The 22,328-nt window shown below is 51.7% G+C and carries 21 protein-coding genes; 8 read left to right on the top strand and 13 right to left on the bottom strand.

Annotation, left to right across the window (positions count from 1 at the left end; translation table 11 throughout):
* Positions 1 to 91: 91 nt before the first annotated feature.
* Positions 92 to 2,242, bottom strand: coding sequence for a formate dehydrogenase subunit alpha (gene fdhF / locus D8682_RS16360; RefSeq protein ID WP_121814701.1), 2,151 nt, complete (start codon positions 2,240 to 2,242; stop codon positions 92 to 94).
* Positions 2,243 to 2,278: 36 nt separating this feature from the next.
* Positions 2,279 to 2,824: an electron transport protein HydN gene (hydN, locus tag D8682_RS16365; RefSeq protein ID WP_064542415.1), complete on the bottom strand. Its 546-nt coding sequence runs from the start codon at positions 2,822 to 2,824 to the stop codon at positions 2,279 to 2,281.
* 614 nt (positions 2,825 to 3,438) lie between these two features.
* Between hydN and D8682_RS26775 the strand changes: the two genes are divergently transcribed.
* Positions 3,439 to 3,987 carry a hypothetical protein gene (locus D8682_RS26775; protein ID WP_162303022.1) on the top strand — a complete coding sequence of 183 codons (549 nt, stop codon included), beginning with the start codon at positions 3,439 to 3,441 and terminating at the stop codon, positions 3,985 to 3,987.
* Between the two features lie 144 nt (positions 3,988 to 4,131).
* Here D8682_RS26775 and hycI read toward each other — a convergent pair whose 3' ends face one another.
* From hycI to hycA, 9 genes are all read right to left on the bottom strand, one after another.
* Positions 4,132 to 4,608: a hydrogenase maturation peptidase HycI gene (gene hycI / locus D8682_RS16380; protein ID WP_121814704.1), complete on the bottom strand. Its 477-nt coding sequence runs from the start codon at positions 4,606 to 4,608 to the stop codon at positions 4,132 to 4,134.
* Positions 4,601 to 5,011 carry a formate hydrogenlyase maturation HycH family protein gene (locus D8682_RS16385; protein WP_064542425.1) on the bottom strand — a complete coding sequence of 137 codons (411 nt, stop codon included), beginning with the start codon at positions 5,009 to 5,011 and terminating at the stop codon, positions 4,601 to 4,603. Before D8682_RS16385 ends, hycI begins: the two co-directional genes overlap by 8 nt.
* Positions 5,011 to 5,775: an NADH-quinone oxidoreductase subunit B family protein gene (locus tag D8682_RS16390; protein ID WP_121814705.1), complete on the bottom strand. Its 765-nt coding sequence runs from the start codon at positions 5,773 to 5,775 to the stop codon at positions 5,011 to 5,013. The genes D8682_RS16385 and D8682_RS16390 overlap by 1 nt, the downstream gene beginning before the upstream one ends.
* Positions 5,775 to 6,317: a formate hydrogenlyase complex iron-sulfur subunit gene (locus tag D8682_RS16395; RefSeq protein WP_064542431.1), complete on the bottom strand. Its 543-nt coding sequence runs from the start codon at positions 6,315 to 6,317 to the stop codon at positions 5,775 to 5,777. Before D8682_RS16395 ends, D8682_RS16390 begins: the two co-directional genes overlap by 1 nt.
* A 135-nt stretch (positions 6,318 to 6,452) precedes the next feature.
* Entirely contained in the window at positions 6,453 to 8,162 is a 1,710-nt protein-coding gene (locus D8682_RS16400) for an NADH-quinone oxidoreductase subunit C (RefSeq protein ID WP_064542433.1), read from the bottom strand.
* 17 nt (positions 8,163 to 8,179) lie between these two features.
* A complete protein-coding gene (locus D8682_RS16405) occupies positions 8,180 to 9,106 on the bottom strand; it encodes a respiratory chain complex I subunit 1 family protein (protein WP_064542436.1) in 927 nt (308 codons plus the stop codon).
* A 10-nt stretch (positions 9,107 to 9,116) separates the two neighbouring features.
* Complete coding sequence (hycC, locus tag D8682_RS16410; protein WP_064542439.1) at positions 9,117 to 10,925, bottom strand: formate hydrogenlyase subunit 3; 1,809 nt, start codon at positions 10,923 to 10,925, stop codon at positions 9,117 to 9,119.
* Entirely contained in the window at positions 10,922 to 11,527 is a 606-nt protein-coding gene (locus tag D8682_RS16415) for a 4Fe-4S dicluster domain-containing protein (protein ID WP_064542565.1), read from the bottom strand. The genes hycC and D8682_RS16415 overlap by 4 nt, the downstream gene beginning before the upstream one ends.
* An 81-nt stretch (positions 11,528 to 11,608) precedes the next feature.
* Positions 11,609 to 12,064, bottom strand: a complete 456-nt coding sequence (hycA, locus tag D8682_RS16420; protein ID WP_064542442.1) for a formate hydrogenlyase regulator HycA — start codon at positions 12,062 to 12,064, stop codon at positions 11,609 to 11,611.
* A 669-nt stretch (positions 12,065 to 12,733) separates the two neighbouring features.
* Here hycA and hypA point away from each other — a divergent pair.
* From hypA to yajD, 7 genes are all read left to right on the top strand, one after another.
* A complete protein-coding gene (hypA, locus tag D8682_RS16425; protein WP_064542445.1) occupies positions 12,734 to 13,093 on the top strand; it encodes a hydrogenase maturation nickel metallochaperone HypA in 360 nt (119 codons plus the stop codon).
* Positions 13,086 to 13,949: a hydrogenase nickel incorporation protein HypB gene (hypB, locus tag D8682_RS16430; RefSeq protein WP_121814706.1), complete on the top strand. Its 864-nt coding sequence runs from the start codon at positions 13,086 to 13,088 to the stop codon at positions 13,947 to 13,949. The genes hypA and hypB overlap by 8 nt, the downstream gene beginning before the upstream one ends.
* Positions 13,940 to 14,200 (top strand): HypC/HybG/HupF family hydrogenase formation chaperone, encoded by a 261-nt coding sequence (locus tag D8682_RS16435; RefSeq protein ID WP_034499454.1) that lies wholly within the window; start codon positions 13,940 to 13,942, stop codon positions 14,198 to 14,200. The genes hypB and D8682_RS16435 overlap by 10 nt, the downstream gene beginning before the upstream one ends.
* Positions 14,200 to 15,321, top strand: a complete 1,122-nt coding sequence (gene hypD, locus D8682_RS16440; protein WP_064542568.1) for a hydrogenase formation protein HypD — start codon at positions 14,200 to 14,202, stop codon at positions 15,319 to 15,321. The genes D8682_RS16435 and hypD overlap by 1 nt, the downstream gene beginning before the upstream one ends.
* Positions 15,322 to 15,434: 113 nt before the next feature.
* Positions 15,435 to 16,445: a hydrogenase expression/formation protein HypE gene (hypE, locus tag D8682_RS16445; RefSeq protein ID WP_121814707.1), complete on the top strand. Its 1,011-nt coding sequence runs from the start codon at positions 15,435 to 15,437 to the stop codon at positions 16,443 to 16,445.
* 137 nt (positions 16,446 to 16,582) lie between these two features.
* Positions 16,583 to 18,667, top strand: a complete 2,085-nt coding sequence (gene flhA, locus D8682_RS16450; RefSeq protein WP_121814708.1) for a formate hydrogenlyase transcriptional activator FlhA — start codon at positions 16,583 to 16,585, stop codon at positions 18,665 to 18,667.
* Positions 18,668 to 18,708: 41 nt separating this feature from the next.
* On the top strand, positions 18,709 to 19,056 hold the full coding sequence (gene yajD / locus D8682_RS16455; protein ID WP_064542459.1) for an HNH nuclease YajD: 348 nt from the start codon (positions 18,709 to 18,711) through the stop codon (positions 19,054 to 19,056).
* Positions 19,057 to 19,233: 177 nt separating this feature from the next.
* Here yajD and D8682_RS16460 read toward each other — a convergent pair whose 3' ends face one another.
* Together D8682_RS16460 and D8682_RS16465 are read right to left on the bottom strand one after the other, a co-directional pair.
* Positions 19,234 to 20,850, bottom strand: a complete 1,617-nt coding sequence (locus D8682_RS16460) for a methyl-accepting chemotaxis protein (RefSeq protein WP_238392774.1) — start codon at positions 20,848 to 20,850, stop codon at positions 19,234 to 19,236.
* Between the two features lie 565 nt (positions 20,851 to 21,415).
* Positions 21,416 to 21,850, bottom strand: coding sequence for a winged helix-turn-helix domain-containing protein (locus tag D8682_RS16465; protein ID WP_332879862.1), 435 nt, complete (start codon positions 21,848 to 21,850; stop codon positions 21,416 to 21,418).
* Positions 21,851 to 22,328: the final 478 nt, after the last annotated feature.

A 22,328-nucleotide genomic window follows, 5' to 3' on the forward strand; every position in this document is an offset into this window, starting at 1 on the left:
CTTTCGTCCTCACCCCAACCCTCTCCCACAGGAGAGGGGGAATACTCCTTCTCCCTCAGGGAGAAGGTTGGGATGAGGGTTGTTTTTACACTTAAACTTCTACAGCCTGACGCAAACGCGCTTTCATATCGCTATAGGTCGTCTGAGCGTAGTTTTCTGCCCATTGCTGGTCGGCAATCTGGCTAACGTTGACCGCGCAATACTTGGTTTCCGGTGTTTTGGAAATCGGGTCCAGGTTGTCCTGCGTTAGCTCATTACACGCACCAATCCACCATTGGTAGGTCATGTAAACGGAGCCTACGTTAATGCGCTCGTTCACTTCTGCACGGCTGATAACTTTGCCGCGACGTGAACTGACCCACACCAGTTGCTTGTCTTTAATGCCGAGCAGGTTGGCGTCTGTCGGGTTCATTTGCACAAATCCAGGTTCATCGGCCAGGGTTTGCAGCGCCGCACAGTTGCCGGTCATCGAGCGGCAAGAGTAGTGGCCAACTTCACGCACGGTACACAGCACCAGCGGATATTCGGCATCTGGCACTTCGGCAGGCGCACGCCACTGCGCGGCAAAAAGCTGGCCTTTACCGTTTGGAGTATCGAACTTGCTGTCTTTGTAGAGATACGGCGTGCCAGGGTGGTCAAGCGTCGGGCACGGCCACTGAACATGGCCCATTTCACCCATTTTTTCCCAGGTCACACCAAAGAACAGCGGGCAGAGTTCGCGCAGTTCGTCCCAGATTTGCTGGTTGTTGTCGTAGTGCATCGGGTAGCCCATCTCGGTTGCGAGCAGGCTGATAATTTCCCAGTCACGTTTGACGTTGTATTTCGCATCAATGGCTTTTTCAAAACGCTGGAAGCCGCGGTCCGCACAGGTGAATACGCCACCGTGTTCGCCCCAGGAAGTCGCTGGCAAAATCACATCCGCCACTTCGGCGGTTTTGGTCATAAAGATGTCCTGCACTACCACAAAATCGAGCGCTTCAAACCCTTTGCGCACCAGGCCAAGATCGGCTTCGGTCTGCAACGGGTCTTCGCCCATGATGTAATAGGCTTTCATTTCGCCTTCGATGGCCATATGCGGCACTTCGGTGATACGCACGCCGACTTTGTCGTCCATATCATCAACGTTGATGCCCCATGCTTTGGCAAATTTGGCACGAACGTCCGGGTCAACCACATCCTGATAGCCAGGGAACTGGTTCGGCAGCACGCCCATATCACACGCACCCTGCACGTTGTTTTGCCCACGTACCGGGCCAACGCCAACGTTTTCACGCCCCAGGTTACCGGTCAGCAGTGCCAGGCTTGATAAGCCTTTTACCACGTCGACTGCCTGACCAAACTGCGTCACGCCCATGCCCCACATGATGGTGGCTGAAGGAGCTGCGGCGAACGTCCGCATCGCCTGACGAACCTGATGCGCCGGTACGCCAGTCAAATGCTCAACGTCTTCTGGCGCGTAGCCTTTTACCACTTCACGGTAAGCATCCAGACCGTCAGTAAATTTCGCCACGTACTCTTTATCGTAGAGGTTCTCTTCGAGCAGCACGTAGCCAAAGGCATTCACCAGCGCCATATTACAGCCGTTTTTCAGCTGCAAATGTTGGTCTGCAATACGCGCGGTTTCGATGCGGCGCGGGTCACAAACAATAATTTTCGCGCCATTTTCTTTCGCTTTAATCACCCGACGCGCCACGATCGGGTGCGAATCGGCGCAGTTATAACCAAATACCAACAGGCATTTTGAATGTTCGATGTCGCCGATGGAGTTACTCATCGCGCCATTTCCCAGCGTCACCTGCAAACCCGCCACCGACGGCCCGTGGCAAACACGCGCACAGCAATCGACGTTGTTGGTATGCAGCACACCGCGGGCAAACTTCTGCATCACATAGTTAGTTTCGTTACCCGTTCCGCGTGACGAACCGGTCGTCATAATGGAACGCGGGCCATATTGCTCTTTAATCGCTTTCAGGCGTTTCGCGGTATAGCTAATGGCTTCATCCCAGCTAACAGGCTGGAGCTTGCCGCCTTTTTCATAACGAATCATCGGCTGCGTCAGACGCGGTGTGAGCAGTTTTGTGTCGTTGAGAAAATCCCAGCCGTAATAGCCTTTCAGGCAGAGTTCATTTTGGTTCGTCACGCCATCAGCCGCTTCGGCACGGATAATTTTATTCTTCTCAACAACCAGTTTGAGTTTGCAGCCTGCGCCACAGTAAGGGCAGACGCTGGTAATTTTTTTCATCAGTAACAGACCTGTTAAAAGTGAAGTTAAAGGGGTTTAGAAATAAATAGATGAAGTCGCATCAAACGCAGCACGGCGGCGTTTTTCGATATTCATTTGTTCAAGTTTGTTGCGATCAACGCAGATAATGGCGTTGGTTGGGCAGGCTTCCATACAGGCCGGGCCTTCTGCACGGGTGTGGCAAAGGTCGCACTTATTCGCTTCGGCTTTTTCAGCCATCACGTTAAGACCCGCGCCGCTGTTACGCACAACCGGGCGAACAACCACTTCCATCGCGCCATATGGGCAGGCAACCACGCAGGTTTTGCAGCCGATGCAGCGTTCCTGCATCACATTCACAAAGCCATGTTCGCGGCTGATAGCCCCGTTAGGGCAGACGTTGGCGCAAGGTGCGTCTTCGCACTGGCGGCACATCGTTGCGGTAGAAACATTCACGCCTTTAACCACGTGAATACGAGGCAGGAAAGTTTGCGGTGTTAATGCCGCGCAATCCTGTGCTTCCTGGTGGGACACGACACAGGCCACTTCGCAAGTGCGACAGCCAATACATTTGCTCGAATCAGCAATGATGAAGCGGTTCATCAGAGACTCCTGGATAGAGTGTTTTTTATAAGACTGCTTTAGGCATACATAAAGTGTGCCAACTTTGAAACTAGCGTGATTCAAGGCTTTGCGCATTGATCCGGGGTGGGATGACAGTGACATCGACACATTTGACGATGTCATTTGGGCAGATGACAGAGAGTGGATTGAGTTGCCCTCACCAGGAGATAAACGGCTTTTCCTGGCCGTTCAAACTCAGGTAATCGATAACAATGAAGTAGTGTCAATATCAAATATATTAATAATATATTTTCTTTTTTAATTAAATGGTTTTATTTGTGAGGTTTATCATTGGTTTTAATAATGACTATATAATACTTAATAACTATTTAAGTATAAAGGTAATAATATTTGTGATAGCGTGCCACCCCAAATTATTACATAAATCTCAGCCATTGAGATAACGCTGTGATCTGTTATGTATTGTTTAATTTATGCGTATGAGTCTATATAAGGGATTGGATGCCAAACATAGTAAATGCATTAATGACTTATGTCAGAAATACTAAGGGTAAATACAATTATTTTAGCCAGAGTGCTTACATGAGGAAGTACGGTTGGTCAGGTACCGATCGAACAAAGTTGGGTGGTGTGTGGACTGGAGCAACAGGGAAAAAGGATATTCAGGGCAAGGAAATATATGGATTGGGGGGGCTTGTTATGGATTTAGCGCAGCTTACCTTATTTCACCTCCGCATTCGTGCAATGTTGAGAATTATTTTCATTTGCCAAAAACTCAGAGCATTATTCGTGGGGTTATGAATCTCCAATATCAACATTATCATGTTGCTTTGGCGTATACCTCACTTCCCAGAGAAGAAATATTTAATGAGATTGTAAGAATAGAAGGTCATATTCGTTATAGAGGTATGGTCAGACTAAGTAGAGTATCGGCATCAGCTTTGATGAATGAATTGGTAATGAATGGTAAGCATGAAATAAATATGGTTAACGCAAGCGTTGGGCATTCCGTTGCTCTGAAGATAGCCGCTCGCGATATTTGTTTCTTTGATTCTAATTTGGGTGAAATTATTTATCCAAATGATTTTGTCGGTCGTAAAAAAATGGAAGGTGCGCTACATATGGTGTTTCATTCTCAATATAGAACATACACAACCATGTCAGTCAGTAATTTTATATAAATTAATTTGATCAATGATATTTGACGTTGCATTTCTATTGGTTGGAGGACGGTTCGTCGATGTAACGTCTATTATTTAGCTCGCATCCTTCCCTGGTAAAGAGATAAAAACAGGATGTGAATGGGCATCCATGCCCAGCCGTCATTACATCTCAAAATCAGGTGTTTCTAAATCCGTGAAGCCGCCTTTACCTTCCCAGCCTGCCAGGCTCTGATACACCGTTTCCACCGCCGCTTTTATCGCGTCGGTCATTGGGTAGTAAAAACCAACAATATCAGGCTGAATGCCGAGGAAAATCACCTCGGCAACATCTTCTTTAATCTGATCGATCAAATAATTAAGTGGCATGTTGTGGGTGGTCATCATAAACATTTCGGCGATGTCATCCGGGTCGATGATACGGATTTCACCTGGGTTCAGGCCCATATCCGTGGCATCAACCAGCAGCAATCTTTGCGGGCGTAATTCACGAATCGCCACCACATCGTTTTCCGGTGCGGTGCCGCCGTCGATAACAATCCAGTCGCCTTGTGGGGCGGCCTGGCACTTTTCTGCCAGCAACGGGCCAGCACCGTCGTCACCCATCATGCTGTTGCCGACACAAAGTAAAACGTTAGTCATAGCGTCTCCGTACCATCAAATAAATGGCGGGTTCTTGTTGAATGGCTTGCAGCATATCGAGCAACGCCTGGCTCCATTCTTGCTGCTGTTCAGTTTGATTCGGTTTTGCGGCATCAAATGCTTTTGCCAACAAAACCACATGGCTCTGATCGATAACGATTTCACCGTAACGCGGCACACCTTCCATTTTGCGCCGCGCTTCGCTGCCCTCTTCAAGCGTGGCAATCCACGCTTTGTAAGGCTCGAACGAGCAAACCAGGTTCTCTTTCAGGCAGTCGATAACGCCGAGATGGTGGCCGATTGCCAGGCTGTAATAAACCACCTGTTGCGCATCACTCGGGGTGTTGTCGTTTTCATCGACAAACTTACGGCTAAGCTGGCAAAACACCACCGACTCGCTCATTACACGCGCTCCTGCTTAACCAGTTCTTCCAGATGCGTGACGATCTCAGTCAGACGCGGATCGTTCTCATGTGCCAGCCACTGCTGAACACTGCCGCCACCGGCGGTGAGATTTTCCATATAGCTGTCAGCAATCTGGCGGCCATAGCGATAACCCGCAAGGCTGCGCGCTGCGCGGTCGATTCGCACACGCAATGGCTGAACCATATCCGGGTGCAGGATTTGCGCCGGTTGTGCATCCATTTCACTGGCTTCGCGCGCGTGGATTTTTTGCTCCAGCAAGCCTAGCGCCATAGCAAAACCATACAGCGTTGCCGCAGGTGTTGGCGGGCAACCTGGAATATACACGTCGACCGGGACGATTTTGTCGGTGCCGCCCCAGACGCAATACAGGTCATGGAAGATGCCGCCGCTATTACCGCACGCGCCGTAAGAGATGCAAATTTTAGGGTCCGGCGCTGATTCCCACGCGCGCAGCGCGGGGGAACGCATGGCGCGAGTCACAGCGCCGGTAAACAGTAAAATATCCGCATGACGTGGTGACGGAACAACTTTAATCCCGAAGCGTTCTGCATCGAAAAGGGGCGAAAGGGTAGCGAAAATTTCGATTTCGCAACCGTTACAGCCACCGCAGTCAACACGATAAACATAGGCGGAACGTTTAATCTTTTTCAGCAACGATGTTTTCATCGCGGCGATGGATTCATCCACCGTCATTGGCACTGGCATGCCGTTGTCGTCGCGTGGGCCGAGTAACATACTCATTAGCTGGCCTCTCTAATTTGGCGGCTAAGGTCGATTTGGTCGGAAGAGACCAGGCTTTGCTGGCGTTTACATTCCGGGCAGGTTTCAAACGCAGCGCGATGCGCTTCGGCAAGTTTGTCGCCGTTGTGCTCAAGCAGGGCAATGGCGTAATCAATCTCTTTTTGCACCGCGAAAGGCTTGCTGCACTGGCGGCAGTTGCACAGGTCAAAACGCGCCTGTTGCAAGAAATCTGCTTTGTTCCAGACTGCCAGTTCATATTCCTGAGAAAGCTTGATGGCAGCAGTTGGGCAGACTTCTTCACAGCGTGCGCAGAAAATGCAGCGCCCAAGGTTGAAAGTCCACGCCAGTTGCCCCGCCACCAGATCGGTTTCCACCGTTAATGCGTTGGATGGGCAGGCGTTAACGCATGCCGCACAGCCAATGCATTGCTGCGGATTATGTTCCGGCTTGCCCCGGAAGTTTGGGTCCACGGCGATCGGCTGTAGCGGGTACGACTCAGTGGCCACGCCGCCTTTAATGGCTTTTTTGATGAAGTTAAACATGGTGACTCCGGTGTTTTGCTTTGGCTGTATTTGCCCTCACCCCGGCCCTCTCCCCCTGGAGAGGGGGAAAAGAAGGTTCCCTCTCCCTCAGGGAGAGGGTTAGGGTGAGGGTGGTATTAGCCAAAGGCATCTCAATCATTTCAGCGGCGAATTGGTGCGTTCAATGCTGTAGCGCTCAAGCTCTTTGTACGGCACCACTTTGGTCTTGCGCTTACGCACATCAACCACCGTCATGCGGTCGGTACAGGAGTAGCAAGGGTCAAGGCTACCGATGATAAGCGGCGCATCAGAAACAGTGTTGCCGCGCAGCATGTAGCGCAGCGTCGGCCAGTTGGCGTAAGTCGCCGCACGACAGCGCCAGCGGTACAACTTCTGGTTATCGCCGGTCATCGACCAGTGAATGTCATCGCCACGCGGCGCTTCAGAGAAGCCCAGTGCAAAACGGTTTGGAATATAGGTGAAACCGTCTACCGCCAGCGGGCCGCCAGGCAAGTTATCCAGGCCGAAATCAATCATGTTCAACGCGGTATACACTTCGTTGATGCGCACTTTCAGGCGCGACAGCACGTCGCAGCCGGTTTCGCTGTGGACTTCCATCGGCAGCAAACCGTAACCGACAAACGGGTGATCGGCGCGAGTGTCACGGGCATGACCGCTGGCGCGAACCATCGGGCCGACGTTACTGAAATCACGAGCGATTTGCGGGTCAAGACGGCCAATACCAACGGTACGCTGTTCGATGTTTGGCGTGCTCATCAGAATATCGACCAGGTCTTTCACTTCGCGGCGCATTTGCTGTGCGAGCTGGCGTGTCTGGATCATGTCGTCTTTGAGCAGATCGCGACGAATCCCGCCGATCAGGTTCAGGCCGTAAGTCTTACGTGCGCCGGTGAGGATTTCTGCCATTTTCATCGACATCTCACGCACGCGGAAGAACTGCATAAAGCCGGAGTCGAAGCCGACAAAGTGGCAAGCCAGGCCGAGGTTCAGCAGGTGGCTGTGCAGGCGTTCAACTTCCAGCAAAATCGCGCGGATCATCTGGGCGCGTTCTGGCACCACGATACCCATCGCATTCTCGACAGACGTGGTGTACGCGGTGCTGTGGGCGAAGCCACAGATGCCACAAACGCGGTCAGACAAGAAGGTGACTTCGTTGTAGCCCATGCGGGTTTCAGCCAGTTTTTCCATGCCACGGTGAACATAGAACAGGCGGTAATCGGCATCAATGATGTTTTCGCCATCAACGAACAGGCGGAAGTGGCCCGGTTCATCGCTGGTAACGTGCAGAGGGCCAATTGGCACCACGTTGTTTTTCTTGCTGCCCAGCTCATTGATGAACTGATAGGTTTCCTGATCGCTGGTTGGGGCAGGGCGCTGACGGTAATCCATGCTGTCTTTGCGCAGCGGATACAAATCGTCTGGCCAATCATCGGGCAGCACTAAACGGCGCTCATCTGGCAGGCCAACAGGTTGCAGGCCGTACATATCACGCACTTCACGCTCGCCCCACACCGCCGCTGGCACACGCGGCGTGACGGACGGGAATTCAGGCTTGTCGGCATCGACTTCTACACGCACGGTAATCCAGCATTTCACGCCAGTTTCCATCGAAAGCACGTAATAAACCGCATAGTTGCCACACAACTGGCGCTCATCGTTACCGAACAATACGGATAACCAGCCGCCCTGTTGGTAGTAAAGCCATTCCACCACTTCTGGCAGCATGTTGAGCTTCACGTTGACGGTGATTTGGTCTTTGGTCTGCCACGCTTCGTCGATCACCGCATGAGGAAATTGCTTATGCAAAGCGGCGAGATAGTGTTGGCCAATCTTTTCTTCAGACATAGATAAATTCTCTTAAATCACGCCGCCAGCAAGGAGACGAAGGCTAAAAAGGCAAAGCCAAAACCGGCCCAGGTAATGCGCGAAGTTTCCAGCATGCGTAAACGCGCCATGCTGTTTTCGAACAGCGCGATAATCAGCACGCCAAGCACCAGCTTAACTGCCGCCAGAACCAGCGCGATGACGAGACCGCCCCAGCTAAATTCGCTCATCTGGCCCCACGGCAGGAACACGCCAACGAACATTTGCAGCACCACCAATTGCTTGAGGGAGATACCCCATTTCAGCACCGCAAAACCCGCACCGCTGTATTCGGTCAATGGGCCTTCCTGCAACTCTTGCTCGGCTTCTGCGAGGTCAAATGGCAGTTTGCCCATTTCGATAAACGTGGCGAAGGCACAAGCGGCGAATGCCAGAATCAGCGTTAAACTCTGCGCAGTTGGCCAGTGGTAAATGGTGGAAGCGATATTGCTGATGTGGGTGCTGCCAGCGACTTGTGCGGCAACCCACAATCCCAGAATCAGGATTGGCTCAACCAAGACGCCGAGCATCGCTTCACGGCTGGCACCGATACCGGTAAACGGGCTACCGGTATCCAGACCTGCAATCGCGAAGAAGAAACGGGCGATGGCGAACAGGTAGATAAGGGTGATCAAATCGCCCAACGACGGCAGCGGTGAATAGAGGGTGACGACCGGCAGCGCGGTGGCAATCGTCAGCATGACGCCAACCATCACAAACGGCATCAGGCGGAACACCCAACCGGACGCGGCCGGGGCCACGCTCTGGCGGCTGAATAACTTGAACAGGTCACGATATTCCTGCATCACGCCAGGCCCGCGGCGGTTGTGCATGCGGGCGCGGGTTACGCGGGTAATACCAGACAACAGCGGCGCGATAGCAAACAACACCAGCGCCTGAATCATGGGTAATAAAATGAACTTCATCTCAGGCTCCTTAAGCGCAAACCGCAACCAGCAACACCGCCAGCTCAATCATCGCCAGGCGACGGAACGTACCGGCTAAGCAATCGCACTGCCAGCCAGGCACCCATTTCACCGGGTTCAGGGTTTTGCGAAGTTTCAGCAGTGGCGCGAATGCCGCTTTCACTGGCTGAGCAAAACCTCCCGCGGTAATCACCATCGCTTGTTCGTGGTCGTAACCGCAGACCCAGGCCGTGCCGCGTGAGCGGTTTGGCAGGCGGTCGCCACGGAAAATCACCATCAAAATCAATGGCAGTAGTGGGCTGGCAATCAGCAACAGGGTGATCATCGGTTGTGAAACGGTGGTGTTAGCCGTTTGCAGCGGCAGTGGAATGGCGTTCTGCAACAGCGGAATCAGCCATGGCGCAGCAACACCGGCAATCACACAACAGGCGGCCAGTGCAGCCACACTCAGGTTCATCAAGAACGGTGCAGATGTGGCGTTTTCAGCTTCCGGTGTGCGCGGTGCGCCCAGGAAGGTAACGCCATACACTTTCGCCATACACATCACCGCCAGCGCGCCAGTAATCGCCAGGCCTACAGCCAGCAACGGGCCTAAGAAGCGAGCGATAAACAGCGGCAAGGTGCCGAGGTGGAAGAACGACTGATAAATCACCCATTCGCCAGCAAAACCGTTCAGCGGAGGCAGAGCAGCCATCGCCATCAGGCCAATCAGCATGGCGATGGAAATCAGCGGCATACGCTTGCCAATCCCGCCCAGTTTTTCGATGTCGCGATGGCCGGTGCGGAACCAGACAGCGCCTGCGCCGAGGAACAAGGTAGTTTTGAATACGCTATGGTTGAACAGGTGATACAAGCCACCAATCATGCCCAGCGCAACCAGCGTGGATTCGTTCAGCGCCAGACCCATCAGGCCAACGCCGAGGCCGAGCAGAATAATGCCGATGTTTTCCAGCGAGTGGTAAGCCAGCAGGCGGTTGATATTGTGTTCCATCAGCGCGTACAGGCCGCCGATAAACGCTGTAATCATCCCCAGAATCACCACCAGAATGCCCCACCACAGCGGAATCACGTTGCTGATCAGTGAGAAACTCATAATGCCGAACAAACCAATTTTCAGCACCACTGCAGAAAACAGCGCCGCAGCAGGAGCAGACGCATTGGCGTGTGCCTGAGGCACCCAGCCGTGCAGCGGGATAATGCCTGCCAGTAGGCCAAAACCAACCAGACCCAGCAACCAGACGACGGAGCTGATTGGCGCGCCATTGGTCAACAAATGCAGTTCGGCGTAGCTCAGCGTGCCGTACTGTTTCCACAGCATCCAACAAGCGATGGCCAGTAGCACGGTGCCGAGGCGGCCCAGCGCAAACCACAGCTGCCCGGATTTCTGGCAGCCCGTCAGGAAGTAGCCGCTGAGTGCGACGATTTCTGCCAGCACCACTAACATGCCGAGGTTATCAGCCACCAGTGCCGCAACCGCCGCCGCCATCACCAGGTTCACCAGCAAGCCATTGGCTTTGACTGCCTGATGGCGATGCCAGTCGATATTAAACAGCGAGATAAACAGACCTGGCAGACCCAACGTCACCAGCCAGATGCCGTTAAAGGCGTTGAGCTGTAAATGCAGTTGCCAGACTTGTGCCATACCGCTAAAGCCGGTTAAGGCATCGAAACCGGCAATCAGCACCAGCACCGAACTGATAGCTCCGCCAATCCCGGCGATAAAACCGCTCAGCGGTTTATTAAATGCCGTGATTCCTGCCAGCACTGCGCTTAGCACAAATCCCATTAGTGCCCAATGAATCAGGATAAATGCACTCATTTTTTTACCTCAGGCTGGGTAAACAGGGTGAGATCGCCAAGCGTGGTGCTCAGGGTCAATTCACGTTTGCGTTTGCTTGATTTGGCAATGTCGTTGTTATCAACCACGCGCAGCGCTTTAGTTGGGCAGGTCCGTACGCACGCCGGGCCGTCTTCGTCGAAACTGCACAAGTCGCATTTCACGGCGATAGCGCGGATGCCCGGCACCCAGTCGATAAGCGTGCTGACACGCGCAGGGGCTGGCGGTGCAGGAGGCGCTTTCGGGCTGTTGGCATTAGCCGGGATATGAATGGGGCGGCTGCCGGAGAATTCGATAGAACCGAATGGGCAGGCGATAGCGCACAGTTTGCAACTGACGCACAGGCTTTCATTAAGCTGTACTGCGCCATCAACGCGTTTAATGGCATTTACCGGACAGACGCCAGCACAAGGCGCATCTTCACAGTGATGGCACATTTGCGGCGCGGAATCATTCGCGTCACGCATCACTTTCAGGCGTGGCATGGATTGCAGGCCGTGCAGGCGGTGCGTTTCAGAGCAAGCCGCCTCGCAGGTATGGCAACCCATGCAGAGTTTGGAGTCGGCGATTATAAAGCGATTCATCATTTTCATCATTTTCATCATTTTTGACGAAATAGTGCCGACGGCTGCCGTTTCGACAGTTTTCGACACCCCGCATGACTATCAAGCCTGAGAGCTTTGTTGCAGTTGGCCCATCGACACAGGCGTGTCGCTGTGAACTGCGCTGTACAGGCTTTCGTATACCGGATGGATTTTTTCGAGGTAATGCTCGAGCACATCGTCGCGACTACGGTTGCTGATGGTGCTATCGATACGGCCTTCGTCATCAAGAATTGCTTTAGCAATCAACACTCTGTCTTCGCCGTTACGCTTCTCGACGTAGTACTCGATGGTGTGGCTGTTGAAGCCTTCTGCCAGGCGGACGTGAATGACGAAATGGTCAAATAAGAAGAAGCGCAGTGAATCATCAGGGTTGCATCCCACGGCGTGATGCAGTTTGGCCTTAGAAAGGGTGATGCCCTGAATCAAGCTATTGCAGTAATGTTGCCACTGCGTGAGCAAGCGTTGGTGCTTGTCGGCAATGTATTCGGCTTTTTCGCTCAGTTCCCAAATGTTCATTATTAAATCACTCTGTTTTTGCTGTTGCGTCTACAGAGCACGTTTCGTGCCAACATTGTATCTTTTTGAAATTATTGATTTTTGTATTAATTGCGAGTGAGTAACCACACGATTGACATGTCATTTCGACATGTTTGACGGGGGAATGTCAGCATTGTTTATGCTGAGTAAGGTGGTGTTCCGTTCACCCGGGAGATCTCAGGTCCTTCATATATCTGTGAACGGTGAACGTGCCAGGTGGCTCACGCCAGCCCCCTGGCGACCCCGGCGCCCGGTGATTAAATTGCCGCTGCGCGGTAAACCCCAGCTTATCCCCAACGTTCAGGGTCGTTCGCGACTCGCTCCCGGCGATCGCTCTCTTTCGCTGCTCCCGGCAGCTCAGCCCTGACTTATGGGTAACGCTGGGGCAATTTATACCGGGACTCAAGGTCAAAACCGGTTCGGCTTTTGACCTTAGCTTTTGACGTTGACCTTTGAGTCCGGCATAAATCGCCGGGAGCCGGGATTATCAAGGGTGCTGCGGTAGCACCCTTGATACGTTCACCGTTTCGGTAAGTTCAGGGATCGGTAAACTTTCAGTGAACGGAATAAATTCGGTCTGTCAGAGAAATGGATATAAACCCTGGCACCATCCTTGCATTACCTCCCCCCAGATACCCCGGAGGCAACATGCACGAAATCACTCTCTGCCAACGCGCACTGGAACTCATCGAAGCTCAAGCCCGACAACACGGCGCGACACGTGTCACCGCCGTCTGGCTGGAAGTGGGTGCCTTCTCCTGCGTTGAACAAAGCGCGCTGGAGTTCTGTTTCGAACTGGTGTGCCGCGACACCCTCGCTGAAGGTTGCCAGCTTCATATCCATCAGCAAGAAGCGGAATGCTGGTGCTATGACTGCCAGCAGCACATCACCTTGTTAACCCAGCTAGTCCGGCGTTGTCCGTTGTGCGAGGGCAGCAATTTACGCATCGTTGCCGATGATGGCGTGCAGATTAAGCGTCTGGAAGTAGAGGAGACGAATCATGTGTAGTACTTGTGGTTGCGCTGAAGGCAACCTGTATATAGAAGGCGACGAGCGCAACCCGCATTCTGGATTCCGTAGCGCACCTTTCGCGCCAGCCGCACGGGCTTTAACGCCAATCACTGGAGTTAAATTTGCCCCCACCGCCGATGAACAAGGCGACCTGCATTATGGCCATGGTGCCGCAGGCACTCACGCGCCAGGTATGACTCAACGCCGGATGCTGGAAATCGAACTCAACGTGCTGGATAAAAATAACCAGCTCGCCATCTATAACCGCGAACAGTTCGCGAAACAGCAGCAACTGGTGCTGAACCTGGTTTCCAGCCCCGGCTCCGGTAAAACAACACTGTTGACGGAAAGTCTGAAACGCCTGATTGGCCGTGTACCTTGCGCGGTGATTGAAGGCGACCAGCAAACCGTAAACGATGCCGAACGCATTCGCGCCACCGGCACGCCAGCGATTCAGGTGAACACCGGTAAAGGCTGCCACCTTGATGCGCAGATGATCCGCGACGCCATGCAACGCCTGCCGCTTGAGCGCAACGGCATTCTGTTTATCGAAAATGTCGGCAACCTGGTGTGTCCGGCGAGTTTTGATTTGGGCGAACGCCATAAAGTGGCGGTGCTTTCGGTGACCGAAGGCGAAGACAAACCGCTGAAATACCCGCATATGTTTGCCGCCTCTTCATTAATGCTACTCAACAAAATCGACCTGTTGCCATATTTGCAGTTCGATGTTGAGAAGTGCCTCGACTACGCTCGCCAGGTGAACCCGAATATTGAAATCCTGCTGGTTTCTGCAACGAGCGGTGAAGGTATGGACGAATGGCTGAACTGGCTGGAGACGCAGCGATGTGCATAGGCATTCCGGGTCAAATCGTCGAACGCTTGCCGGATGGCAGCGCCAAAGTCGACGTCTGCGGCATCAAGCGTGATGTCAACCTGATGCTGGTGGGCGACGCCCAAATCGGCCAGTGGGTGCTGGTGCATGTCGGTTTTGCGATGGCGATTATTGATGAAGCCGAAGCTCGTGACACGCTCGATGCGCTGCAAAACATGTTTGAAGTGGAACCCGATGTCGGCGGCCTGTTGTTTGGGGAAGAACGCGGATGATGCATTTTGTTGATGAATACCGCGCGCCAGAAAAAGTCATGCAGTTGATAGACGTACTGCGTGAGCGTGCGCCTAAGCTGGCCTACACAGCACAACGCCCGCTGCGCATTATGGAAGTGTGCGGCGGGCATACTCACGCCATCTTTAAGTTTGGCCTCGATCAACTGCTGCCGGAAAACATTGAGTTTATCCACGGGCCGGGTTGCCCGGTTTGCGTGTTACCGATGGGCCGTATTGACGCATGTATCGAAATCGCCAGCCATCCCGAAGTGATTTTTTGTACCTTTGGCGACGCTATGCGCGTGCCGGGCAAAAATGGCTCACTGATGCAGGCCAAAGCTCGTGGTGCAGATGTGCGCGTGGTGTATTCGCCAATGGACGCCCTGGCGATGGCGAGCCAGAACCCGGAGCGCAAAGTGGTGTTCTTCGGCCTCGGTTTTGAAACCACCATGCCGACCACGGCTATCACCCTGCAACAAGCCAAAACGCAGGGCATCAACAATTTTTACTTTTTCTGCCAGCATATAACGCTGATTCCTACACTGCGCAGTCTGCTGGAGCAGCCCGACAACGGCATTGATGCTTTCCTGGCACCAGGCCATGTCAGCATGGTCATAGGCACAGAAGCCTATGACTTTATTGCCACTCAACATCATCGCCCGCTGGTGGTTGCCGGTTTTGAACCGCTCGACTTGCTGCAAGGCGTGGTGATGCTGGTGGAGCAGAAAATCCATCAGCACAGCAAAGTGGAAAACCAATACAAACGTGTGGTGCCGGATGCGGGTAATAACCTTGCGCAGCAGGCGATTGCCGAAGTATTTACTGTGCGCGGTGATGCCGAATGGCGCGGGCTTGGCACTATCAGTGATTCTGGTGTTCAACTGACAGAAGGTTATCGCCAGTTTGATGCCGAAGACCATTTCAAACCCGCACCGCAGCAGGTTTACGACGACCCGCTCGCCCGTTGTGGTGATGTGCTCACCGGGCGTTGCAAACCGCACCAGTGCCCAATGTTTGGCAAAACCTGCAACCCGCAAAATGCCTTTGGCGCGTTGATGGTGTCATCCGAAGGCGCATGTGCCGCGTGGTATCAGTATCGCGGTCAGGAGTGCGAAGCATAAAATCTTTTCGTTGGATGACGCTAACGCTTATCCAACCTACAAAAACGAGTCCAATGTAGGTCGGATAAGCGTTAGCGTCATCCGACATAGCCGTCCGACACAGGTAAAAAATGATGAAAACAATCGAATTAGCCCACGGCAGTGGCGGACAGGCAATGCAAAAGTTGATCGCCGACTTGTTTATGCAGGCGTTTGATAACCCATGGCTGGCAGAACAAGAAGACCAGGCGCGATTACCGCTCGCTGAGTTAACCGCCAGCGGCGACCGCTTAGCCTTTTCGACCGACAGCTACGTTATCGACCCATTGTTTTTCCCCGGCGGTGATATCGGCAAGTTAGCCATTTGCGGAACCGCGAATGACGTTGCCGTCAGCGGCGCGACCCCGCGCTGGTTATCGTGCGGGTTTATCCTTGAAGAAGGTTTGCCGATTGAAACCCTGGAACGCGTGGTCACCAGTATGGCGGCAACCGCCAAAGCGGCGGGTATCGCAGTGGTAACTGGTGACACCAAAGTCGTGCAGCGCGGCGCGGCAGACAAGCTGTTTATTAACACTGCGGGCATCGGTGCCATTCCTGCCGGGCTGAGCTGGGGTGCACAACACATTAGCGCAGGCGATGTGTTAATCGTTAGCGGAACATTGGGCGACCACGGAGCGACTATCCTTAACTTGCGGGAATCGTTGGGTTTAGAAGGTGCGTTGATGAGTGACTGCGCGGTGTTGACTCCGTTAATCGCGCCCTTGTTGAATATTGCGGGTGTGAAAGCGCTGCGTGATGCGACGCGCGGTGGCGTAAACGCTGTGCTGCATGAGTTTGCTGCCTCAAGCGGGTGCGGCATGGAAATCACCGAAAGCCAGTTACCTCTGAACCCTGCGGTACGTGGTGTGTGTGAATTACTTGGCCTTGATGCGTTGAATTTTGCTAATGAAGGCAAACTGGTGATTGCGGTTGCGAGGGACGCCGCAGAAAGTGTTCTCGCGGCTTTACAAGCACATCCATTGGGGCAAGATGCCGTTATTATTGGTGAGGTGGTCGAGCGCAAAGGCGTGCGAGTCGCCGGTCTTTATGGCGTAAAACGGACACTCGATTTGCCACATTCAGAGCCGCTACCACGGATTTGTTGACCTAAGCCAGGAACGCCGAGTGCCGTCCTGGCTACACTTGAGCGGTTTCATAATACAAATCGCCGGCGTTTGATTTCGTAGGGTGGATAAGCGCCAGCGTCATCCACCGCCTCCGCACTACCAATTGGATAAGCAAAATGCCATACACACCGATGAGCGATCTCGGGCAACAGGGTTTATTTGATATAACGCGCACCCTGTTGCAGCAACCTGATCTCCCGGCGCTTGCCCACTGCCTGACACAAATGGCAAAGCAGGGCGCACTGGCGGACAGAGTGAATATTCTGCTTTACCATCCGTTGCATCAGCGTGTGGCCTTTTATGGCCTGGATATACACGGCAAAGAACTGCATTACGAAGATGAAATGGTGCTGGCTAATGGGCCCGTGCGGCGTGTACTGTCGCGCCCGGAAGCGCTGATTTGTACCGAAGAAGAATTTAACGACACCTGGCCGCAGGTGATGAACCTTGAGCTGTATGCGCCATTTAGTCGCTATTGCCTGCTGCCTCTGGCGGCTGAAGGTAAAATCTTTGGCGGCTGCGAGTTTATTCGTAATAACGACGCTCCTTGGACCGACAAAGAACTTAATCGCCTGCATACGCTGGCGCAAGTGGTTGGGCTGGTGGCAGAACAAATCCAGTCGCGGCTCGATTCCAGCCACGATTATGAGCAACTGTGCCGCGAACGTGACGATTTCCGTATCCTGGTGGCCGTGACTAATTCCGTGCTCTCCAGGCTCGATCTCGATGAACTGATCAGCGAAATCGCCAACGAAATTCATCACTATTTCTCGATAGATTCCATCAGCATCGTTTTGCGCGGCAACCGCAAAGACCGCCTGACCGTCTACTCCACGCATTTCGTGAAAGAGCAGTCGTCTATCCACGACCAGAGCGATGTGGCACTGGCGGGTACGCTTTCCGAACGCGTATTCAAAAGCGGTGAAATGCTGCTTTTGAATCTGCATCACGGTGACCAACTCGCGCCGTATGAGCGCATGCTGTTTGAAATGTGGGGCAACCAAATCCAGACTTTGTGCCTGCTGCCGCTGACCTTTGGCAACAACATGCTGGGTGTGCTGAAGCTGGCGCAATGCGAGGCAGGGGTCTTTACCCCGCAAAACCTTAAACTGCTGCGCCAGATTGCTGAGCGAATTGCCATTGCGGTGGACAACGCGCTGGCGTACCAGGAAATCAATCGCTTAAAAGAAAATCTCGTCGACGAAAACCTCTACCTCACCGAGCAAATCAATAATGTCGCCAGTGATTTTGGCGAGATTATTGGCCGCAGCGACGTGATGTCCAACGTGCTCAAACAAGTTGAAATGGTGGCGAAAAGCGACAGTACGGTGCTAATCCTCGGTGAAACTGGCACCGGTAAAGAGCTGATTGCCCGGGCGATTCACAACCTCAGCGAGCGTAACAGCCGCCGCATGGTGAAAATTAACTGTGCGGCGATGCCTGCTGGATTACTGGAAAGCGACCTGTTCGGCCATGAACGTGGTGCGTTTACTGGTGCGAACACTCAGCGTATCGGGCGTTTTGAACTGGCCGACAAAAGCTCGATGTTCCTTGATGAAGTCGGTGATATGCCGCTAGAACTGCAGCCTAAACTGTTGCGTGTGCTGCAAGAGCAGGAATTTGAGCGGCTGGGTAGCAACAAAGTTCAGCAGGTGGACGTACGCTTAATTGCCGCGACCAACCGCAACCTCAAAGAGATGGTGGTCGAGCGCGAATTTCGTAGTGACCTTTATTATCGCCTGAACGTGTTCCCCATTACGCTGCCGCCGCTGCGTGAGCGCCCGGAAGACATTCCGCTATTGGTGAAATCTTTCACCTTTAAAATCGCTCATCGTATGAACCGTAATATCGACAGTATTCCGGCTGAAACTTTACGTACGTTAAGCCGTATGGACTGGCCGGGCAACGTTCGTGAACTGGAAAATGTCATTGAACGTGCGGTGCTGCTGACTCGCGGCAATGTGCTGCACCTTTCTTTGCCGGAAATGGATTACATCCAGCCGGAAGAAAAACCGGCGCGTCTGGTGGCGAGCGAAGAAATTCGTGAAGGGGAAGATGAGGCGCAGAGAATTTTGCGTGTGCTAAAAGAGACCAACGGTGTAGTTGCTGGCCCGCGTGGTGCGGCACAACGGCTGGGGCTAAAACGCACCACCTTGCTTTCGCGCATGAAACGCTTGGGGATTGATAAAGAGGGAATATAAACTAGTTATAACCCTACATTATTTACCAGGTAACCTTAACCATGGCACTGATCCCAAAAAACTACACGCGGCTGGAAAGTGGCTACCGTGAGAAAGCGTTAAAAATTTACCCGTGGGTATGCGGGCGTTGCTCGCGTGAGTTTGTCTATTCAAACCTGCGCGAACTGACGGTTCACCATATCGACCATGACCACACTAATAACCCGGAAGATGGCAGTAACTGGGAGCTATTGTGCCTGTATTGTCACGACCACGAGCACTCGAAATACACCGAAGCCGACCAATACGGCACCACGGTAGTTGCCGGTGAAGACGCGCAAAAAGACGTTGGCGAAGCGACGTACAACCCGTTCGCTGATTTGAAGTCGCTGTTGAATAAGAAGAAATAATTGGCGGATGAACCGGTTTTTTCGGATGACGCTGCTGTATGAGCTACGGTTCGATTATGACTTTGTAGGGTGGACAAGCGTTAGCGTCATCCACCATATACGCCAGTTGTGTCATTAGTCAGAAAGGGCGGTTTCCCGCCCTTTATTTCTCTGGTGTTGGCACAATAAAAACAAACTTTAAAATTCTATCCAGCTATCTCTATTGTTGAGCGCAGCTGTTCTGGTTGGCATTGCAGTGACTAAGTTGTGAGTAGATGGACGAGCGGTTGTTGTCTCACCCTGGTTTTTTGAAACCCTAAATATCGACACCACTTTTTCAAGTTGTACTGCTTGTTCTTCAAGTGAGCTGGCGGCAGCCGAAGATTCTTCAACCAGCGCCGCATTTTGCTGCGTGGTGGTATCCATTTCCGCCATTGCCTGCGCAATCTGCGAAATCCCCCGGCTCTGCTCATCAGTGGCTGCGGCAATTTCGCTCATGATGTCTCTCACCTGGATAACTGACGTTTCGATGTTGTCCATCGCCACCCCAGCACCTTCCACCAGGCGGAAACCTGAATCGACATAAGAAACGGATTCGTGAATTAACGATTCAATCTCTTTTGCCGACTGCGCACTTCGTTGTGCCAGGTTGCGTACTTCACCAGCGACCACGGCAAAACCTTTCCCCTGATCCCCAGCTCGCGCCGCTTCAACCGCCGCATTCAGCGCCAGAATATTAGTCTGGAAGGCGATGCTATTAATCACGGTCGTGATTTCAGAAATACGGTGCGAGCTGCTTTGCACGTTTTTCATGGTGTCGATAACCATCTTTGAAATCTGGCTTCCCTCATTGGCTTTTTGCGAGGCGGATTCCGCTAACTGGCGGGCATGCTTAGCATTTTCAGCGTTCAGGGCGACGGTAGAAGTCAGTTCTTCCATACTGGCGGCGGTTTCCACCACCGCTGCGGATTGCTGCTCAGTGCGCGAAGATAAATCCATATTTCCTGCGGCAATTTCCGAAGACGAACGAGCGACGCTATCGACGCCATCGCGTACGTTATGCAGGATATCCTTCAGATTATTATTCATCGTCGACACCGCCTGCATCAGCAAACCAAGTTCATCACCGCGCTGGCTTTCCAGTGTGCCGGTGAGGTCACCTTTGGCGATTTGCTCGGCGACTAACAGAGTTTGGTTAAGCGGGCGGGTGATCGAACGGGTGATCGCCAGCGCTATCAATACACCTGCCAATACCCCAATCAGAGCAACGAGTGACATTTCCCACTCAGATGTCGCAACCACTTTTTCAGCTTTCAACTGCTGGAGATCGAACAGCACATTAATCGCGCGGGTAAGCTCCACCGCCCGGTCAGTGAGCTGTGCGGAAAGTGTATTTTGTTGTGTCCACGCTGCAAGATACGCAGGCAGCTCAGTGACATAGCCCTGTGCTTCAGCGATACCCGCCTGTACCCATGTTTGCTCAGATGCGGGTAGCAAAGGAAGCAATTGCTCGGCATGGGCAATGCCTGCGGTTAAGCGTGTTTGTAAAATCTCTCGCGATTTCTCAGTGGGTAGGGTTTTGTAATCATTTAACATCGAGTCGATGTCATTAAATATAAAGCCCAGTTGAGCTACTTGAGTGCGTTGTTCTGCTGGCAGCGTTTGGCTGCGGCTGAGTTTGTCTGCCATAACAGACTTTTTATACAGATCTTTTGAATCCAGACGTTCTTCATCACGCTTCGTTTGGTTCAGCGCATTAATAAATGGAGGGGTGCTGACCAGGTAACTTTTCACCGCACTTTCTGTTTTCAGCACGGCATCCATACTGTCTGGTGCCCAACTCAATTTTTTCAGTTGGGTAACCGTTTCTGCCAGTTGATTTAATGCTTTGCTGTTTTGATCAAGGTAATGAACACCATGGGTATATTGGTAATTGGTTCGGCTTAACCGTGCCGCAGTCAGGTTCTTATTTAACTCAACAGTTAAGGCACTTTTGCTTATTTTATCCTAGACGTTTCGCAGACCCAGCATCCCAGTCATCACGATAATAATTGTGATCACAAAAACAACAGCAAACCCTAAGCTGAGTTTTCTGCTGACTTTTAAATTTGAAAATGTATTCGTTATACTCATGTTTTATCCAGTAATGGCCCCAGAGCCTTTGGTGAGCGTTGTTATATAAAGATTGCTATCATTCTAAAAATACAAGTGGTAATACCTTTTATAAATACCCTCACCGGCAACTGAATTTCGAACGGAGAGGTTGCAAAACCAGTTACCAGTGAAGATATTTATAAAAAAAAGGGCCCTGAGTATTTCCATAGTCAGGGCAAAAGCATCCTACGTTGGTCGCACTTACTCAAGGTACGACCTTATGGTATTAATCCTTTTCTTTCCCAGAGGTAAGGGTGAGATCACTTAATTTGTAATAAATGGGTATGACATCAATGTGATTTATTATATAGCCACTCCCTTTCATATTTTGAATGAAATCACCGGGTAACCCCAGCAGATGTAGCTTTTTATTAAGATTGTTTAATACCTGCCATAAACGTTGCGTTGATGGAATAAGGTTATTTTCTTCCCAGACATTCTTGAGTAATTCATCTTTGGTCACTTTCTTATGGCGCGCATGAAGCAACAGATAAATAAATAGCTGTAGCATGGTTTCATTAAAGAAAATCGAGCCAAAAATAAAATTACGTTCTGTACTGCTAGAAGGAAGGCGATACAACCTTCCATTATCAATATCGAAATGGATTTCTTTGCCGATCATAAATCCATGCAATTGATAGTCCATATTTTTCATGCTCATATAAAATAAATCCGACTGTGGCACCCTTGCTCGTGTTCATTTCCTATAAGCCCTACTGTTTATAAGGATGGATTATATGACTCCGGTGAATACTTACAACTCATGGGTAAGCAGAGTAGTCCATCGTCACATTCTGGCTTTTTATGGAATTTAGCTTCGTTGTAATTTGAATTACAGGAATAAAATATCGCAAATGGAATGAATGTCGTTTTTTAAATCTAAAATATCATCATTATCTTATGGCTCAAGTTATAATATCGAATTCATTGATATATATAGAATATTGTTCTGCTTAAAAAGTTAATGGATTGTTTTAGAAATCTATTTCAGCGCATCACTCGCTATGTGGCGTGGTGAAATTATTCCTTAACCCTGAAGGGGTAATTTCTGAACCGCTCGTTTTTGAGATGGCATCAGCATAGCGATTTCCTCCGCAAGGAGGAGTGATGTTATATGATTTATACTTAGTCAGAAGTCT

The sequence above is a fragment of the Buttiauxella sp. 3AFRM03 genome, from assembly GCF_003675305.1.
Lineage (GTDB): Bacteria > Pseudomonadota > Gammaproteobacteria > Enterobacterales > Enterobacteriaceae > Buttiauxella > Buttiauxella ferragutiae.

Excerpts from the sequence above, each read along its gene's own strand:
- fdhF (WP_121814701.1), bottom strand. The coding sequence starts at position 2,242 with ATGAAAAAAATTACCAGCGTCTGCCCTTACTGTGGCGCAGGCTGCAAA.
- hydN (WP_064542415.1), bottom strand. The coding sequence starts at position 2,824 with ATGAACCGCTTCATCATTGCTGATTCGAGCAAATGTATTGGCTGTCGC.
- hycI (WP_121814704.1), bottom strand. The coding sequence starts at position 4,608 with ATGACTAACGTTTTACTTTGTGTCGGCAACAGCATGATGGGTGACGAC.
- D8682_RS16385 (WP_064542425.1), bottom strand. The coding sequence starts at position 5,011 with ATGAGCGAGTCGGTGGTGTTTTGCCAGCTTAGCCGTAAGTTTGTCGAT.
- D8682_RS16390 (WP_121814705.1), bottom strand. The coding sequence starts at position 5,775 with ATGAGTATGTTACTCGGCCCACGCGACGACAACGGCATGCCAGTGCCA.
- D8682_RS16395 (WP_064542431.1), bottom strand. The coding sequence starts at position 6,317 with ATGTTTAACTTCATCAAAAAAGCCATTAAAGGCGGCGTGGCCACTGAG.
- D8682_RS16400 (WP_064542433.1), bottom strand. The coding sequence starts at position 8,162 with ATGTCTGAAGAAAAGATTGGCCAACACTATCTCGCCGCTTTGCATAAG.
- D8682_RS16405 (WP_064542436.1), bottom strand. The coding sequence starts at position 9,106 with ATGAAGTTCATTTTATTACCCATGATTCAGGCGCTGGTGTTGTTTGCT.
- hycC (WP_064542439.1), bottom strand. The coding sequence starts at position 10,925 with ATGAGTGCATTTATCCTGATTCATTGGGCACTAATGGGATTTGTGCTA.
- D8682_RS16415 (WP_064542565.1), bottom strand. The coding sequence starts at position 11,527 with ATGAATCGCTTTATAATCGCCGACTCCAAACTCTGCATGGGTTGCCAT.
- hycA (WP_064542442.1), bottom strand. The coding sequence starts at position 12,064 with ATGAACATTTGGGAACTGAGCGAAAAAGCCGAATACATTGCCGACAAG.
- hypA (WP_064542445.1), top strand. The coding sequence starts at position 12,734 with ATGCACGAAATCACTCTCTGCCAACGCGCACTGGAACTCATCGAAGCT.
- hypB (WP_121814706.1), top strand. The coding sequence starts at position 13,086 with ATGTGTAGTACTTGTGGTTGCGCTGAAGGCAACCTGTATATAGAAGGC.
- D8682_RS16435 (WP_034499454.1), top strand. The coding sequence starts at position 13,940 with ATGTGCATAGGCATTCCGGGTCAAATCGTCGAACGCTTGCCGGATGGC.
- hypD (WP_064542568.1), top strand. The coding sequence starts at position 14,200 with ATGCATTTTGTTGATGAATACCGCGCGCCAGAAAAAGTCATGCAGTTG.
- hypE (WP_121814707.1), top strand. The coding sequence starts at position 15,435 with ATGAAAACAATCGAATTAGCCCACGGCAGTGGCGGACAGGCAATGCAA.
- flhA (WP_121814708.1), top strand. The coding sequence starts at position 16,583 with ATGCCATACACACCGATGAGCGATCTCGGGCAACAGGGTTTATTTGAT.
- yajD (WP_064542459.1), top strand. The coding sequence starts at position 18,709 with ATGGCACTGATCCCAAAAAACTACACGCGGCTGGAAAGTGGCTACCGT.
- D8682_RS16465 (WP_332879862.1), bottom strand. The coding sequence starts at position 21,850 with ATGAGCATGAAAAATATGGACTATCAATTGCATGGATTTATGATCGGC.